General features: G+C 36.6%; 10 protein-coding genes and 3 tRNA genes. 5 read left to right on the top strand and 8 right to left on the bottom strand.

Annotation, left to right across the window (positions count from 1 at the left end):
- Nucleotides 1-54 precede the first annotated feature (54 nt).
- From BW946_RS13785 to BW946_RS13775, 3 genes are all read right to left on the bottom strand, one after another.
- Nucleotides 55-909 (bottom strand): glycosyltransferase family 2 protein, encoded by an 855-nt coding sequence (locus BW946_RS13785; protein WP_076596735.1) that lies wholly within the window; start codon nt 907-909, stop codon nt 55-57.
- A 91-nt stretch (nt 910-1000) separates the two neighbouring features.
- On the bottom strand, nt 1001-2401 hold the full coding sequence (gene aspA, locus BW946_RS13780) for an aspartate ammonia-lyase (protein ID WP_076596734.1): 1401 nt from the start codon (nt 2399-2401) through the stop codon (nt 1001-1003).
- Nucleotides 2402-2473: 72 nt separating this feature from the next.
- On the bottom strand, nt 2474-3499 hold the full coding sequence (locus BW946_RS13775) for an N-acetylmuramoyl-L-alanine amidase (protein ID WP_076596733.1): 1026 nt from the start codon (nt 3497-3499) through the stop codon (nt 2474-2476).
- A gap of 136 nt (nt 3500-3635) precedes the next feature.
- Here BW946_RS13775 and BW946_RS13770 point away from each other — a divergent pair.
- The 3 genes from BW946_RS13770 to BW946_RS13760 all read left to right on the top strand — a co-directional run bounded on the left by BW946_RS13770 (nt 3636) and on the right by BW946_RS13760 (nt 3926).
- A tRNA-Ser gene (locus tag BW946_RS13770) sits at nt 3636-3720 on the top strand.
- Nucleotides 3721-3735: 15 nt separating this feature from the next.
- Nucleotides 3736-3810: transfer RNA gene (locus BW946_RS13765), tRNA-Pro, on the top strand.
- A gap of 42 nt (nt 3811-3852) precedes the next feature.
- Nucleotides 3853-3926: transfer RNA gene (locus BW946_RS13760), tRNA-Arg, on the top strand.
- Between the two features lie 425 nt (nt 3927-4351).
- Here BW946_RS13760 and BW946_RS13755 read toward each other — a convergent pair.
- The 5 genes from BW946_RS13755 to BW946_RS13735 all read right to left on the bottom strand — a co-directional run bounded on the left by BW946_RS13755 (nt 4352) and on the right by BW946_RS13735 (nt 12426).
- Nucleotides 4352-5929, bottom strand: a complete 1578-nt coding sequence (locus BW946_RS13755) for a recombinase family protein (RefSeq protein ID WP_076596732.1) — start codon at nt 5927-5929, stop codon at nt 4352-4354.
- A gap of 374 nt (nt 5930-6303) precedes the next feature.
- The gene (locus tag BW946_RS13750) at nt 6304-7257 is read right to left on the bottom strand and encodes a hypothetical protein (RefSeq protein ID WP_076596731.1); all 954 of its coding nucleotides are present in this window, start codon (nt 7255-7257) and stop codon (nt 6304-6306) included.
- Nucleotides 7254-10496 (bottom strand): hypothetical protein, encoded by a 3243-nt coding sequence (locus tag BW946_RS13745; protein WP_083688880.1) that lies wholly within the window; start codon nt 10494-10496, stop codon nt 7254-7256. Before BW946_RS13745 ends, BW946_RS13750 begins: the two co-directional genes overlap by 4 nt.
- The gene (locus BW946_RS13740) at nt 10493-11113 is read right to left on the bottom strand and encodes a condensin complex protein MksE (RefSeq protein WP_228402583.1); all 621 of its coding nucleotides are present in this window, start codon (nt 11111-11113) and stop codon (nt 10493-10495) included. Before BW946_RS13740 ends, BW946_RS13745 begins: the two co-directional genes overlap by 4 nt.
- Nucleotides 11113-12426, bottom strand: a complete 1314-nt coding sequence (locus tag BW946_RS13735; protein WP_076596730.1) for a hypothetical protein — start codon at nt 12424-12426, stop codon at nt 11113-11115. The genes BW946_RS13740 and BW946_RS13735 overlap by 1 nt, the downstream gene beginning before the upstream one ends.
- A 1202-nt stretch (nt 12427-13628) precedes the next feature.
- Here BW946_RS13735 and BW946_RS13730 point away from each other — a divergent pair.
- Together BW946_RS13730 and BW946_RS13725 are read left to right on the top strand one after the other, a co-directional pair.
- Nucleotides 13629-14078: a hypothetical protein gene (locus BW946_RS13730; RefSeq protein ID WP_073290871.1), complete on the top strand. Its 450-nt coding sequence runs from the start codon at nt 13629-13631 to the stop codon at nt 14076-14078.
- Nucleotides 14078-15088: a serine/threonine-protein kinase gene (locus tag BW946_RS13725; RefSeq protein ID WP_076596729.1), complete on the top strand. Its 1011-nt coding sequence runs from the start codon at nt 14078-14080 to the stop codon at nt 15086-15088. Before BW946_RS13730 ends, BW946_RS13725 begins: the two co-directional genes overlap by 1 nt.
- Nucleotides 15089-15206 lie beyond the last annotated feature (118 nt).

The raw sequence follows: 15206 nt of genomic DNA, 5'->3' as shown, positions 1-15206 counted from the left end.
AATTAAACGGGCTAAAGCCCATTACTGATCACAAATAATAAGTTACGATCTTTTTTACATCTTAAGCCATTTCTTTTTCAGCATTCTCCAACGCTTATCATTAACGGCTTTTTGTTCTTCTTTTGTAATTTTCAATTCTAATTTCTTTGATCTGCAGCTTTCATAAGACCTGATGATATCAAAGAAAAATGAAGAAGACTTACTTTTCATAGCTTCTTTTGAGGAGGCGATATATGCCAGAAACCTGTTCAGTCCTAAGAAATAAAAATATCTTCCGTAATAATCTGCAGGACGTATCGTATAATCAGCTCCTTTTACTTTAATCAGCTTTACATGAAGCTCAGGAAGAACAACTTCTTTCCATCCCAGATTTCCCAACAGTATAGAGTCAATATTATCCCAGCCCAAAGTTTCCCTTAAACCGCCAATCTGAATAAAACATTCTTTACGGTAAGCCTTCATAGGACCTCTTACGTGATGTTTATTAGAATTACCTTCATACACCCAATTTCCGTCTTTTTCTATATACAGAAGGCCTCCTACAAGGCCATATTCGGGATGATTGATAAAAGCTGTTTCTACTGCAGTGAGGTAGTTTTCCGGAAGAATGATATCAGCATCAAATTTACAGATAATGTCAAATTCATTTATCGTTTGAGTATTGAGTCCGTTGTTAAAAGCATGAACTACTTTAGAACCTGGCTGATGTTCAGATTTCTGAAGATTGACTGTTTCAAAACGGGAATCAGTTTCTGTGTATTTCCTGATCACTTCAGCTGTTCTGTCTGTAGAACCGTCATTCACTACCACTACTTTAAAATCTTTGCTGCTTTGCTGTTGCAGAGAATTAAGAGTAAATGGGAGGTTGTCTTCTTCGTTATGAGCGGGAATGATGATTAAAAACCTCACGAATTATAGTATAAATGATGAATAATAAATGATCAATGATGAGAAGCTTTTGAGGGCATCAATTATCATTGATCATTTATCGTTGATGATTTTATTTGTTATGCGGTTTCAGCATGTTCTTCGGATCAAGAATTTCATCCAGTTTTTCCTGAGAAAGAATTCCTTTCTCCAGAACAAGGTTGTAAACGCTTTTACCGGTTTCTAATGCTTCTTTTGCAATTTGTGTAGACTGTTTGTATCCGATATAAGGGTTTAATGCGGTTACAATACCGATGCTGTGTTTTACCATATTCAGGCAGACTTCCTTATTGGCGGTAATTCCAACCACACATTTGTCACGAAGTGTATCCAAAGCATTGCAAAGGAAGTTGATATTTTCCATAATGGCATGAGAAAGTACCGGTTCCATTACATTCAGCTGCAGCTGTCCTGCTTCTGCGGCAAAAGTTACGGTAAGGTCATTCCCGATTACTTTGAAACAAACCTGGTTGACCACTTCCGGAATTACAGGATTTACTTTCCCAGGCATGATAGAAGATCCTGGCTGCATTGGCGGAAGGTTGATTTCAAAAAGACCTGCTCTTGGACCTGATGAAAGTAATCTTAAATCATTACAGATTTTAGACAGCTTTACTGCAAGACGTTTTGTTGCTGAAGAGTAGATTACATAAGACCCTGTATCAGGAGTGGCTTCTACTAAATCAGGTGCTGAAACAATCGGAAATCCTGTAATCTGAGCTAAGTTTTTAGCACAAAGGGCAGCATATCCTACCGGAGCATTTAATCCTGTTCCGATTGCTGTAGCTCCCATATTTACTTCCACAAATAGGCTGGCATTGTTATTAAGCTTGGAGATATCTTCTTCCAAAGTGGCTGCGTAGGCTTCAAACTCCTGTCCTAAAGTCATCGGAACGGCATCCTGAAGCTGTGTACGTCCCATTTTGATCACATCCTGGAATTCCTGCCCTTTTGCACGGAAAGCCGTGATAATTCTTTCCAGTTTTTCCACCAATCCGATGTTCATCTGAAGCAGTCCCATTTTGATTGCCGTAGGATAAGCATCATTTGTAGATTGAGAGAGATTGATATGATCATTAGGTGAACAGAACTCGTATTCTCCTTTATTTTTTCCTAATTTTTCCAACACGATATTGGCGATCACTTCATTCGCATTCATGTTGATGGAAGTTCCAGCGCCTCCCTGAATCATATCTACCGGAAACTGCTCATGATATTTCCCTTCTACAATTTCATCACATGCTTCTGCTATTTTAAAATACAGATTTTCGTCTAAAAGCCCTAATTCATAATTGGTTTTTGCCGCTGCTTTTTTTACAAACGCCAATCCTTTTATGAAATCCGGATAGGAAGACAAAAGCTGTCCTGAAATTTTAAAATTGTCGATAGCTCTTTGTGTCTGAACCCCATAATAAGCGTCTAAAGGCACATTCAGCTCGCCTAATAGATCACTTTCTTTTCTGAAATTTTCCATTACAGATATTTTACTGTTTTTGATCGTTTAAAGATAGCAAAAACGCATCTAACCGATGCGTTTTAATTTGAATTATTTTACAGTATATTTTTGATTTAAAGCCTGGAGTATTGCCCATGTTTCAGCATCCATGATTCCGTCATAATTCTGTGGACGGAAGTGGTACTGGAAAGCTTCAATTGTTTTCTTGGTAGCATCGTCCCATTGTCCGCTAAGATCAAGTGCATATCCGAATTTCTGTAATGAAGTCTGAATAAGGAAAATAAAGCTGGCATCATTATATCTGGCTGCCAGGTCTGCCTGTGCAGTTGCAAGATACGTCTGTTTGGCAGCTTCATCATACCACATTCCAACCTGATATTCGTCATAGAGCTTTTTCCATGGGAACATCGGTCCAGGATCCTGCTTTCTTGTAGGGGCAATATCTGAATGGCCCAATACGTTTGTTGGCTGGATCTGATACCTTGTTACAATATCTTTAACCAATGCAGCCACTTTTTTTACCTGCTCATCACTAAAAGGGGCAAAAATTCTTTTACCGGTACTATCTGTAGTATAGCCTGTATTTACAATTTCAATACCGATAGAATTATCGTTAAGATTTTTATCATTTCTCCACGCACTTACGCCTGCATGATATGCCCGTTTGTTTTCATCCACCAATTGATAGATCTCATTATCTCCGGTATTATTTACAAGATAATGGGCACTTACCGCCTGTTGGGTAAGAACAGTAACTGATTTATCATCTGCAAGAGCGGTATAATGTAATATCAGATAACGCTGTCTGAAATTCTGGGCCACTGCAGGAAAAAAAGTTTTCACCACTTTATATCCGCCTGGTTTTGCAGATACGATAGAACCATAACTTGCCGTATTATCATTTTTGGTTGGATCTGCTATATTGGTCGTAAAAAAATCCACTCCATGATCAGATACAACTTTAGGTTTTTGAGCAACCGGAGGTTTTGTCTGAACAGCTGGTTTCGCCTGTGTTGTTGGGGTTTTCGGTTTGTAAGTATTTTTTTTCACATTTTGCCTGGAAGTACATGAAAAAACAAATGTGCTTAATCCGATGATATATAATGTTTTACGCATCAGTTTGGTTTTTGGATGATTTATTAGTTCAAAAATACACAAAATTTTCTTGAATTTTATTTGGTAAATAAAGAAATCTATTCTATATTTGCACTCGCAATAACGGAACAACGATCATTAAAAAATAAACAAAAAAGGAGGGTTGCCGGAGTGGTTAACGGAGCAGTTTGCTAAACTGTCGACGCGAAAGTGTCGCAAGGGTTCGAATCCCTTACCCTCCGCTCTTCTTATATATTCGGGGCGTAGCGTAGTCCGGTCATCGCGCCTGGTTTGGGACCAGGAGGTCGCAGGTTCGAATCCTGCCGCCCCGACTTTTTAATGTGCTTATTTACTAAGCGGGAATCAACTTTTAAGGGTGCGTAGCTCAGCTGGATAGAGCATCTGCCTTCTAAGCAGACGGTCAAAGGTTCGAATCCTTTCGCGCTCACTTAATGACACCATTAGGACAATTTAGGCCAAATGGTGTCATTTTATTTATAAATACTTGTTATTCAGTCTATTTAAAGTATTTTTCACCCTTTTACCTTATTTTCTAAAGAAAAAATTTTTTCTTAAAAAACCAATATTTTATCTTTTTTAGACGATTTTTCGATTAAAGCTCCATATTATTGCTACGAACCTGACAGGATTCGAACCTTTTCAAGAAAAATAAACAACTGAAAATCAATCAAATACTAAAAATGTTTTTTTTATGTAGAACAAAAAGTTCGAAAAGACAAGCCCATCAAGTTATCTATACAGGATCTCGAATACTTTAAAAGCTTCGCAAAAAACTGTTTTTCAGTGTTTTATATAAATACCATTTAAAATATCAGCTTTACTCTGAAAAATCAAAAACTAATCAATTAATTTTTAGATATTTTTCAAATTTTGTTCATACCCTAAAAAATATAATTCTTTAAAAAATTCAACTATTGCTTGCTCTGTCTGCTGACCATGGATTCCTTTTATTTTCGAAGCTGAAGCAGTTAATCCAAATATAGTCTTAACACTTTCTGATAGCATTTTTTCAATATTCCCTTCTATTACTTTTACTTTCTCCGGAAAAAACAACCTGATAATTCTCTGTTTGGTTATAGTATCTGAATTTTCATAAAACTCCCCTAAGTGGTTAATTATGTAATCAGTTCCCTTTTCTGTATGTTTTTCAGCCACTATTTTTAAAGCCTGTTGTCTCAATTTATCAGTATTATCTTTTAAAGATTCCTGGCAACGACTTCTTATTAGTATATAATCATCATAGTCAATATTCCCATTTGAAAATAGCTTTTGTGCATTGAATCCCCTATCAATCAATTTTTCCATTTCTTTCTTTATCTCCTCTTTTTTCTGAATATAATCATGATGTTCTTCACCGTAAATTTCCTTTGAGATACTATTGGCAAGTTCTAAAAATGGTTCTACCACTCTATTGTTCTTAAGAAATGAGAGAAAACTTAAATTGATAACGTCAGCTCTTACCCGGTATGAACAGAGTCCCACACAGTGATAATAATAATATTTTTTAGTATGTCCCTGCGATCCACTTCCTGTAAGCGTATTTCCACAATTAGGACATTGTAGGACACCTCTAAAAATTAAATTTTCATTGACTATCCTTTTTGAAGTTAATTTCTTAGGATGGTTTAAATCTGCGCCTTTTATTATTCTTTGAACCTGATCAAATAAAACTACAGGTATAAGACGCTCATGAGTACCCTCAACAATTCTTTCAGCTTTATCTTCGAATGCCGGAATTTTTATTTTACCACAATAAATAGGATTTCTTACCAGCCGGTAAAAAGCACTTCTACTGCAATTAAGCCCATTTGATACCGCTTCTTTGTATATATCATTTAAACAGTATTTATTTTGTCTCACTATAGCTGTAAAAGCCTCACGGATAACATACGCCTCCGGTTCATAGATTTCTATATATTTTTTCCCATCAGATGTGATTTTATTTCTATATCCTAGAGGAGCTTTGTTAATCCATCTTCCTTCCAGTCTTGCTTTTTGCATTCCCAAACGCACATTACGGCTTCTTTTATCGTTTTCTACCTCAGAAGTAGCCCAGTACATTGCCAACATAATTTTGCTTTCCGGGATTGAGAAGTCTATCTGCTGTTCAATTGCCTGAATAGAAACTTTCATATTCTGCAATCTTTCTAACATCTTGTAAGCGTCCATAATATTGCGGCTGAATCGATCCCAATAAGTAAAGAGAATAAGTGAAGATTGATTTTTAATGAGCTTAAGTTCAGCGAACAGTTTGTTCCACTCCGGTCGGTTAAATGTTTTCGCAGAATAGTCTTCGAAAATAGTTTTGGTAACAATGAGATTGTGATCTTTACAATAGTGCACAAGTCGATCCAGCTGGCTGCGTTGGGAATATCCTTTTACAGCCTGTTCATCAGTACTGACTCGTATGTACAGATAAACGGCTTGCATAGCGTGGTATTAATTAAAGTCCTTTAGTTAGAACTCCTATATATTTAAACGAAAAACAGAACAATTTATTTGACGAGTTTACATACATATTTTAACAAAAAATTTTTATGCTTCGGTCATATTCTGTTCTACTAGATAATAGCATGATTTATATTTATTGCAGAATCATGGCAGTAATTTGAAAATGAATAAAATAGTGGATTTTATGCTATTCTGAAAAGGATGGTTCGGATCTGTGTAGAGATTACCATCTAATGCAATTAAACATTATTAATCAATGACTTAGTAAAAAAAATTATCTGCCACGAATTTGTCACAACTCCTTATATTGGTTAAAACATACAAAATCTTAACAAACTAAAATTAATGAGTCATTAGTTTCTACACGCGAATATTAAATATTCTATTAAATCAATAGATTCTTCCTCAATCCATTCATCTTTTGAAATAAGCGAATCAATTACCTCAATCTGCCCAATCGTAAAATGAGACTGGTCAAGTCCTGAAAATTGCTTTTCCTGACTCCATTTGCTTTTGTGATGTTTTACCGCGACCGGTAATTTTTTAGCATTTTTAGGAGGTTCAATGAGTATTATATCTTTTCCTTTTTCTTTAAAAATATTTTTCACCTGACAATAGATATCTAGACCGTTATAATCCCAGTCACAAAAATAATAGATGGGCAGGCCCAGCTTATCTGCCGAAATGTCCTGCAGGGGCTTCGTATTATTACCGCCAACGTACCAGAGTTCAATGTTGCTCTTTTTGTATTCAACAGGTACCTTCAGGCAATCCAGATTTTCGCACAGTACGATGACCTGCGGCTCCAGGCAGTCAACGACCCATCTCCATTGATGATTTTTTGGATCATTTTCAGGAAATGCATCTACTTTTAAAAGTTGCAGTATCGCTTTCTCCAAAGAAGGCCTGTTCTCGATATACTTTGAGTTTTCTTTTCTAAAAAGCTCCGCTGAAAGCTTTTTTCTGGTGGTCATCCTCTTTTTGATCTCTTGTTTATTGTAAAATACAAATATTAAAGCCTTCAGATCTTGTTCAGTAAAATTTTTCTTACTGTTATTCTCCAGCCCTGATTCCTCAAAAAACTTATTGTAATAGAGAAAAGTTTCCAAAAATTCTTTTTCATAAAAAGGTTTAAACCTACTCGAGGACTCGAGAACTAAGTGATTTCCTTTTTGATATCTTACAAGCTTTTTTTGCGTAAAAATGATCCTTTCAATATAACTGTTGTTCAGTATTTTTAACCTTGTTTTACCACCTACATATAATTCATGGAGGCCTCTTAAATATTTCCACTCTAATGTTCTCATACTGTTCCGTTTTCAAGTAGACCAAATATTGGGACAGGATCATAATTTACCTCATCGTCCTCCACACTATTATGCAGGAGGTAGATATTCTGCTTGGCTGCATCTATCTTATGGGGAGATATTGACATAGAAATAATCTGATAATCATTAGCCTCTGCTATTTTATATAGCATATCAAAGTTTTTGCCCAAACCTGCTGCTTCATCAATGGCCATAAAACGAATTGCATCCTTGTCTTTACTGCCAGATTTTTTGTCAAGTAATGCTAACTTGGCAATACACAAAAGCGCAATTGCAGAATACGTCTGACTGTTACTTCCATCATTTTTCTTTCCGGAACTGTTTACCATTGAAAATTTAAGTCCATAATACGACTTGGGATTTAAGAGATCTTTTATTTTGGGTCTAAGGTTTCGGTCACCGCCCGAGCGGTAATAGGCCTGCTGAAGTTTATCGGTTAAAGAGTGATACTTTTCAAGCTCATTTGTAATCCCTTTCTCCTGTTCAAATAAAGTCTCGTCAGATCCAAACTCAGCATCTTTTTTAATCTTCTCAACAAAGATTTGCATCCAGTCGGCTGAAAGTGAATTGTCTTTTATCTCAGCCAAGGTAGCCTTGTGACCGCCGGAGATTATTTTCTCATCATCGTTCAGAAAATTCCGAATCTGCCGTGCGATGTTTAACTGGGTACTGACTTCAAGCCAGACATCTTCAATAATCGAAGCCAGTTTATTCAGCTTACGCGAATTCAATTTCTTGTTCTTTAAATTTATATCAGCCAGATACTTTCCTATTTTTTCAATAACATCTTTTTCCAAAATATTTTCATCACTTAGAATTTCGGGAGGTAAAATCTCTGCACACAAAGCCTGAAAATCTCCCGAATCCTCGAATCTTTTGAAATTATTGTTTAAATTTTCCCCTGCAATGACATTATATTTGACGATATATTTATTTTCTGCTGCAGAACAATCTTCACGTAATTGCTCAACCTCCTCATATTGCCTGATCTTGGGAACATAGGTTGAAACAAAGATTTTCGGACACTTACCATATGCATCATTCCTCTTCGACTTTAATTCATTTATCAGTCGATCCAATTCTTTAATCCTTTCTGAACCAGCATAATTCTTCTCCTGATTTTTGTAAATCCCGAAAAAATCATCATAAAACTCCGCATTATCTGAAGCATCAACCAGATCATTAAGGACAGTAGGCTGCTCTGCAGAATCAAAACGCCATTTACTTTTTATGCCTACAACTTGTTCATCGGATATGGCATCAATGAAAGATTTCTCCAGTTGGGATAGATTGCTTGATAAGGTTATCAACTCACTTTCTTCCTTTTTTAATGTTTTGTAGGAGTTTTCATACTGCATTGCTTTTGCTGGCACTTCACTATCATTCGCCAAATTGAAATGATCGACAAGCTCATCTTTCTTTAACGCAAACAGTTCATGAGACTGTAATTGCACATCCAGCTCCCACTTTGCCCCCCAGGCTTTAACATATTCATCGGCATCTCCAAGTTCTTCAAGAATCCTGTAAAGAACACTTAAATCTGCTAAACTCTTTTCTAAACCCTGTATATCCTTAGCAATGTTACTGGTCTGGACCTCGAAATATTTTTTAATGTCATCTTTGTTTCCGGTATTGAACACAGGTTCAAAATCTTTTGAAATAAATTCAAGAACACCATTGAGATTTAGCCAAAATCCAAGCTCATCTTCGCTATAAACTGGAATCTCCCCGTGAATCAATATCTCCGGCGATGGAAGATATCTGTACAGCTTATCCTGCGGTTGATCGACCCTGATGTCCTGATTCTGGAACATCCTGATGATTCCCTCCTGTCTCTGATTCAAAACACTGTCTGTTTCAAGAGCCCATCTGGCAATAGAAGTGGCTTCATCCAGGTTGTTTAGGGACCGAAGCTTATTTTTAAATTCGATTTCCTGTTGCAATAGGTCACAACTATGCTTGATCTGTACAAGTACTGCTTTTCCCGAATAATTGGCCAGCAGGTTTGTTGATATCTTATTCTTTTGAATCTGCGCTTCAAGTTCATTTATCTTTCGGATATTATCCTTGGATTCCTGATAGCTGTCGTATTTGGCCAGAACCTGTTCGGCAGAAATTTCCAGCTCATCCAGCCAGCGCAAGAAATCACCTCTTTTCTTACGTTTATCGGTCCATTCCTTTGTTAGAACAAGAGCATCCTCAACCCGTTTCTCAATTACAGGTTGCTCTTGTGCTATTTCCTCCATTTTTTTTAAAAGAACAGATTCAAGAAGTGGAAGGAGCCTGGTGCTTTCTTCATATTTTAGTATCAATTCTTCGAGCTCCTTAAATAAACCATCTTGTTGCTGGCCCAGGAAATCATACTCGGCTTCGATATAGTCTTTAAAAAGACGCTCCTTTAAAACCTTCAGATCGAGCAGATCACTGAGTTTCTGCTGCTTAATTTTAAGCTTATCTATTTCCGCGACATTATCCTGAAACTGCTTCTCATCACCCTGCAGCTCCTCAACCGTGGTTTCAAACCTGTTATAAAATTCTTTTTCTTTCTCATCACCGAACAGAAAAGACTGCAAGCTGACACTCTTATCCATATCTAGCGATTCCCGCGAAAAAGCCTGAACAATCCTTGCGTAATTATGCAATGCCTGGTTACTTACCGAAAGATCCAGCGGCAGAATATCATTGTTAAATAAAATCTTATGGTAGGTCTGGGTTCTCTCCCAGCTTTCACAGGTCAGGTTAAAATTATCAATGATATGGTCACGTAATTCATTGATGGGCAAAATGGAATTATCCCGCTGGAATTCAGCAACACCGAGCAGCTGGCCAAACGTTGCCAGCTTCGTATCGGCTTCAAAATTATTCCCCTGCTGAACAATGAACATCTCTGCAGCGCCCGAACTTTCCAGATATATCCCGACGATCACATATTGGTTCTTTTTGAGCTCAAGGCTCAAAAATGCATAGCCCATATCCGTACCCTTTCCCTCCGATCGTAACACCAGGGTCTTAGCCTCTCTGGGACCACTGCCTTTGGTGGGAGAATGGAAATAACGCACCCCAACAAAGATCAGCTGAAGTAGATCGGAAATCATACTTTTACCGGCGCCCCCTTCCCCGACAAAATCCGTTCTGAAAGGACCGAACTCATAGTCAAAGTGCTGATGCCTGATGATCCCTAATGTTGACAGTCTTCTTATTCGCGGATAATCTTTCATTTCAGTTCATTTAACGTGTTATCAATATCCAGAATGTATTCCTCATAAATCTTTATCAACCTATCAAATGCCGGTAGCACGGTGAATTCATCGCCTTCCAAGATCAGCCATCCGATCTTTTTGAACTCGATCAGAGCTGACTGTACCGTGGAATCCAGCATCGCGTCATTTACATTGCCGGGACCGATATTTTTTGATTTTGCGATCAGATAATAAATGCCCCTTTTATAATCATCATAGTCGATCCGGATCTTTTCCTTTAGTCGCTGGACAGAGTCGAGCAATAAATCATTGTCAATATATACGATTTTATAAAGTATAAAGCCGATGATCACATATTCACTTTTAAGGATATTCCGGTGCCTGGAGGAAATTTTCCCACGGTCATTTCCATAGAAATCCAAGTAAAAGTAATTATCCGGACTCTCGCCCCCCTCACTCAGGCGCACACCAAAAAAATTATGGTAATAATTCACGAGACTTTTCATATTCCGCTGTATATAGGCGAAATATCTGGTCTGGCTCCCGCTATCCTGAAAATGCACGCCATCCTTCAGTTGATAATCAATTGTGGCAAAAATTTCCCGTGCTTCCTCATCATAGAGGAAATCGAGCATTATGTCCTGATAATTGACATTTTCCATAATCCAATATTTTTATGTTCAGAATCTCTCTGCAGAGTTTTTTCTGTTAACAGTTTAAATTTCCCCTCACTAGCATATACCTGCTTTATAACGTTGAACAAAACAGTTACCGCGATCTGGCTGCTCTGGGAATCTCTCAGTATCTCAAAAAAATAGGCTGATAATCTGATCTCGCCTTTTAATTCAAGCTCCGCAAATATCAGTTTCTCCCACTTGTCAATAACTTCCATCTCCCGGATTTCCCTTTTGACCCTTTCTACATTCTCCTGTATGATTTCCTCATTTTGAACATATGTTTTTCTTTCCTTAGGCTTTGGTGGAAACAGCTCCTTATCTCTGCTTACAATAGTAAATTCAGGTGTATCGATGTGCAGTTGCGGTGGCTTAATGTTTCCGGGAAAAACAATATTCCTATTCTCCAAAACACTTTCATTCAGAAGATGGATTATAAATTTCTCTACTTTTGAACTAAATGAAGGCTTATTCAATGTGGAAAATAATTTACGGACCTTGGGTTGAATACGGTCTAATTTCCGGTCGAGTGAATTGAGCCTGTCATTGATGTATCTCAGGCACGCATGAACCTCCAAGATAAGATCATTGATTACCGGATCGGTAAAATCTATATTATCCAAGGTAGCACGGATATTATTGGTTTCTGAATACGCCGAACGGAGCTCCTGCACATGTGCTTGCGATTGTGACAACCGCTCCTGTGTGGCTACAAGTACATCAATAAAACTATGATCCGAAAAATTCGTCTCATTTTTTAAATCCTCAACGGACAGCACAATCTGACGGTCCAAAAAATCAAGCTGCTCCCTGAGGTCCGGTTCAAATTTTTTAAACGTTTCCTCGAGCCAGAATCTGGGATCATCCGAATTTTTGAGTGTTGAACTCAGATGGGAACATATCTGCTGGATTCTTGTGGGGTTAAATGCGCCCTTCAGCGTATCCTTTGCATGCAAACAGAATTTATTGGCATAATCCTTAAAATAATACTTTTGCTTTTCCTGATCATAATCCAAAAAATATTCCTGAAGATCCATAATATGACCACTGTACACTTCTTTGGGATACCGCATATTGGTCTGATAAATTTCCTCAAATGCCGTATGGATATCTTTTTCGGAGAACTTGTCGTCATCAAATTCCTTATTGACAATTCTCTCATAGAGTATGACAATCGCCATTCCCACCTCTTTTGAAGGAAAAAGAAGTTTATAGGTTTCGTTCTCACTGAGAACCCGCACAAAGTTGAAATCAGGTTTTAAATTTTCACTCAAATGGCTAAAAAAAGTATTAGTAATAGATTAAAAAAGATGTTCTTAAACAAATATATTAAAAACAAAAAATAAAGTATTACGGCTATCCATTTTTATTATCAACAAATTTTGAATATCAAAAATATTTAATTGATTGAAAATTCACCGATTAGCCTCAGCACACCATCTTTCATCTATAAAAGGTATTAACTTTAAGTAACGATAATCCGTTTATTTTTGAAGTGCATATGTACGTTGCGTATTATACCTGTCAATGTGCAATCCCATGTTAAAAAAATCAAAGGCATTCACCGGCTTGCCATCTTTACACCAAAATTCGATCCAGCTCTTATCAGGACCGCGAGTTATTCTGATTTTATGGCTAATGCGAATCCCGATTCCGGAAGAACTGTGTTTCAAGGCATCAATGATCATTAGGATTATAAAGTTCTGTAACTGGCATTTCATGCCACTAATTTCAAAAAAATAAGAATGTTCTTTTATGGTAATCCGTAAAGTAAAATTTTTAGTAATTATTTTTATCCAGACATCGAGGTAAGTTTTTCAATCATTAAGGCGTCCCCTTCGGGCGGGCTTTTCCTTTCAATCTTTTCAGTATTGGCAAGTTCTAAAAATGGTTCTAAAATAGTGGATTTTATGCTATTCTGAAGAGGATGGTTCGGATCTGTGTAGAGATTACCACCTAAAAAATTTCAGCCCCTGGTATATTAAAAGAATTCCTAGCATTAGGTTTTTCATATCATGACGGACCAGCATCACTTATATAATTAAAGATATGGAGCATACGCTCAATGTCACTGTAAGAAGTCGGCAAATAGGATATTGGCATATTCGTCATTATAATTCTTCACCAGACAATTAAAGATCATTCTTTCTTATTTTACCAGTACGGTTTCAAATTGTAGGACAGCAAATAATAGCTCATCATCAGTTACGTTTAGTTTTTTTCTGAATAGGGTAAATTCCATAGCTTTTCCGGGATTGATGTTGAATTAAATCATTTTTACAGTTTAAATTAATATTAATGCAAAAATAGATTAGGCTAGTGATAACTTTATCTAAGGAGATATCAATATACTCTTCAAAGAGTAATTGAAGATAATTGTTGGCTTTTACGGGAAACCATAGAATATCATAATATTATGTTTTGTATATTTGGAATTGACTAACCATGCATTTATAACCAAAATACTCAAATTTATATGACGATAGCATTCACTTTTACTACTAATGATTTCGAATATGTGGCTTTAGAGGGAACAATGGATCAGCCAATATTACATACAAAAGGGAAAATTGTTTTGCCTGCTAACTATACAGTTCCCCAAACCGTCGAATGGTTTGAAAATGAATTAGAATTATTATTGAATAATTTACAACCTAATACTGTTAACTACCGCTTGACTATAAACAATGTTACAAACAATTATGTAAGCAGTGTATATTATGGACAAGCCATATTGAACCTGTTGTGCCAGAAGAAAGGCATTGAAATTTTCCATGTAGCCCCAGCTTCGATCAAGCCTGGTAAATTCAATTTACCAAAAGAAACCAACGTTATTAATTATATTGAAGGTTTGTTAGGAAATCAATCTGCTCCTTGGGATAAGAGTATTAAAACTACCGCATTAATGGCGTTAATGACTCGATAATGGATATTGGGAAATTTACATCAATTGGATTAATTGGTGAAGGAAACTTTGGTAGTGTTCTTAGGGTACAAGATAATTTATTAAATGCGGAAAGGGCATTAAAAATTGTTCGCGTAGACAACGCAGATGGATTTGTAGATGCAATGAATGAAGCTCAGATTCTTGAAAGATGCCGGCATAATAATATTGTTGATATTAAAGAAATGGATATTCATGAAATAGAGGGAAATCATTATCCTTGCATTATTACCGAATATTTACGAAATGGGAGTGTTCAGAGTTATCTCGAGGGAAATTTTATAACCACACACAAAGCAATACAAATTATTATCGAATCCCTACAGGGACTAGAGCATGCTCATACTCAAGGAATCTTTCATAGAGATATTAAGCCCGGAAATATTTTGTTTTCGGACCAGTGGCAAGCAAAATTATCTGATTTCGGACTAGCATATGGACTCGCACATCAAACCTTTAGTTTTGCGGGTTATAATTCTCATTTACCTCCAGAGGTTTTAGAAGGAGATGCACAGGATGGGGTAAGTGATCTTTACTCTATGGGGATCACATTTTTTAGACTGTTAAATAATATGTCAACATTACCAAGGCCATATACTAATGATGCTTTATGGTTAAAAGACTTAAAGAAGGAAAAATTTCCTCAAAGAGTATTTGCACCACATATTCCTGATGAAATCATAAAAGTTGTAAAGAAATCAATTAGGGCCGATCGGGACAAGCGATTTCAAAATTGCTTACAATTTCGGCAGGCTCTACAAAAAATTCCTTTAGCCATTGAATGGCATGCAGTGGATGAAAACCACTGGAAAGGAATTTACAAAGGGATAGAGTATTCAATAGAGTTATACCTCAAAAACAAGACATTCTCTATAGATTTTAAACGTAAGGGAAGAAAAATAAAGGATAGGTGTTGTAAAGGTATAAGAGATTTGGATAAGGCGTCAAAGGAATTTTTTAATATTATTAGGGAGACAACAGTCAAAGTTTAATTTTATCAAAGAAAAATTGTATGGACACTATCCCACAAAGTGTGTAAGTTAAAAAGTCAGGGCTTGGATTTTATAATCTGAGCCTTTCTTCAAAAATAAGCATAAATTGGTTGAGAAC

Source organism: Chryseobacterium sp. RU33C (assembly GCF_900156015.1).
Taxonomy (GTDB): Bacteria; Bacteroidota; Bacteroidia; order Flavobacteriales; family Weeksellaceae; genus Chryseobacterium; species Chryseobacterium candidae.
The sequence above is the reverse complement of the archived record's forward strand: the minus strand, read 5'-3'. Positions and strand labels throughout refer to the sequence as shown.

Excerpts from the sequence above, each read along its gene's own strand:
- BW946_RS13740 (WP_228402583.1), bottom strand. The coding sequence starts at position 11,113 with ATGCTCGATTTCCTCTATGATGAGGAAGCACGGGAAATTTTTGCCACA.
- BW946_RS13755 (WP_076596732.1), bottom strand. The coding sequence starts at position 5,929 with ATGCAAGCCGTTTATCTGTACATACGAGTCAGTACTGATGAACAGGCT.
- BW946_RS13745 (WP_083688880.1), bottom strand. The coding sequence starts at position 10,496 with ATGAAAGATTATCCGCGAATAAGAAGACTGTCAACATTAGGGATCATC.
- BW946_RS13730 (WP_073290871.1), top strand. The coding sequence starts at position 13,629 with ATGACGATAGCATTCACTTTTACTACTAATGATTTCGAATATGTGGCT.
- BW946_RS13725 (WP_076596729.1), top strand. The coding sequence starts at position 14,078 with ATGGATATTGGGAAATTTACATCAATTGGATTAATTGGTGAAGGAAAC.
- BW946_RS13750 (WP_076596731.1), bottom strand. The coding sequence starts at position 7,257 with ATGAGAACATTAGAGTGGAAATATTTAAGAGGCCTCCATGAATTATAT.
- BW946_RS13775 (WP_076596733.1), bottom strand. The coding sequence starts at position 3,499 with ATGCGTAAAACATTATATATCATCGGATTAAGCACATTTGTTTTTTCA.
- aspA (WP_076596734.1), bottom strand. The coding sequence starts at position 2,401 with ATGGAAAATTTCAGAAAAGAAAGTGATCTATTAGGCGAGCTGAATGTG.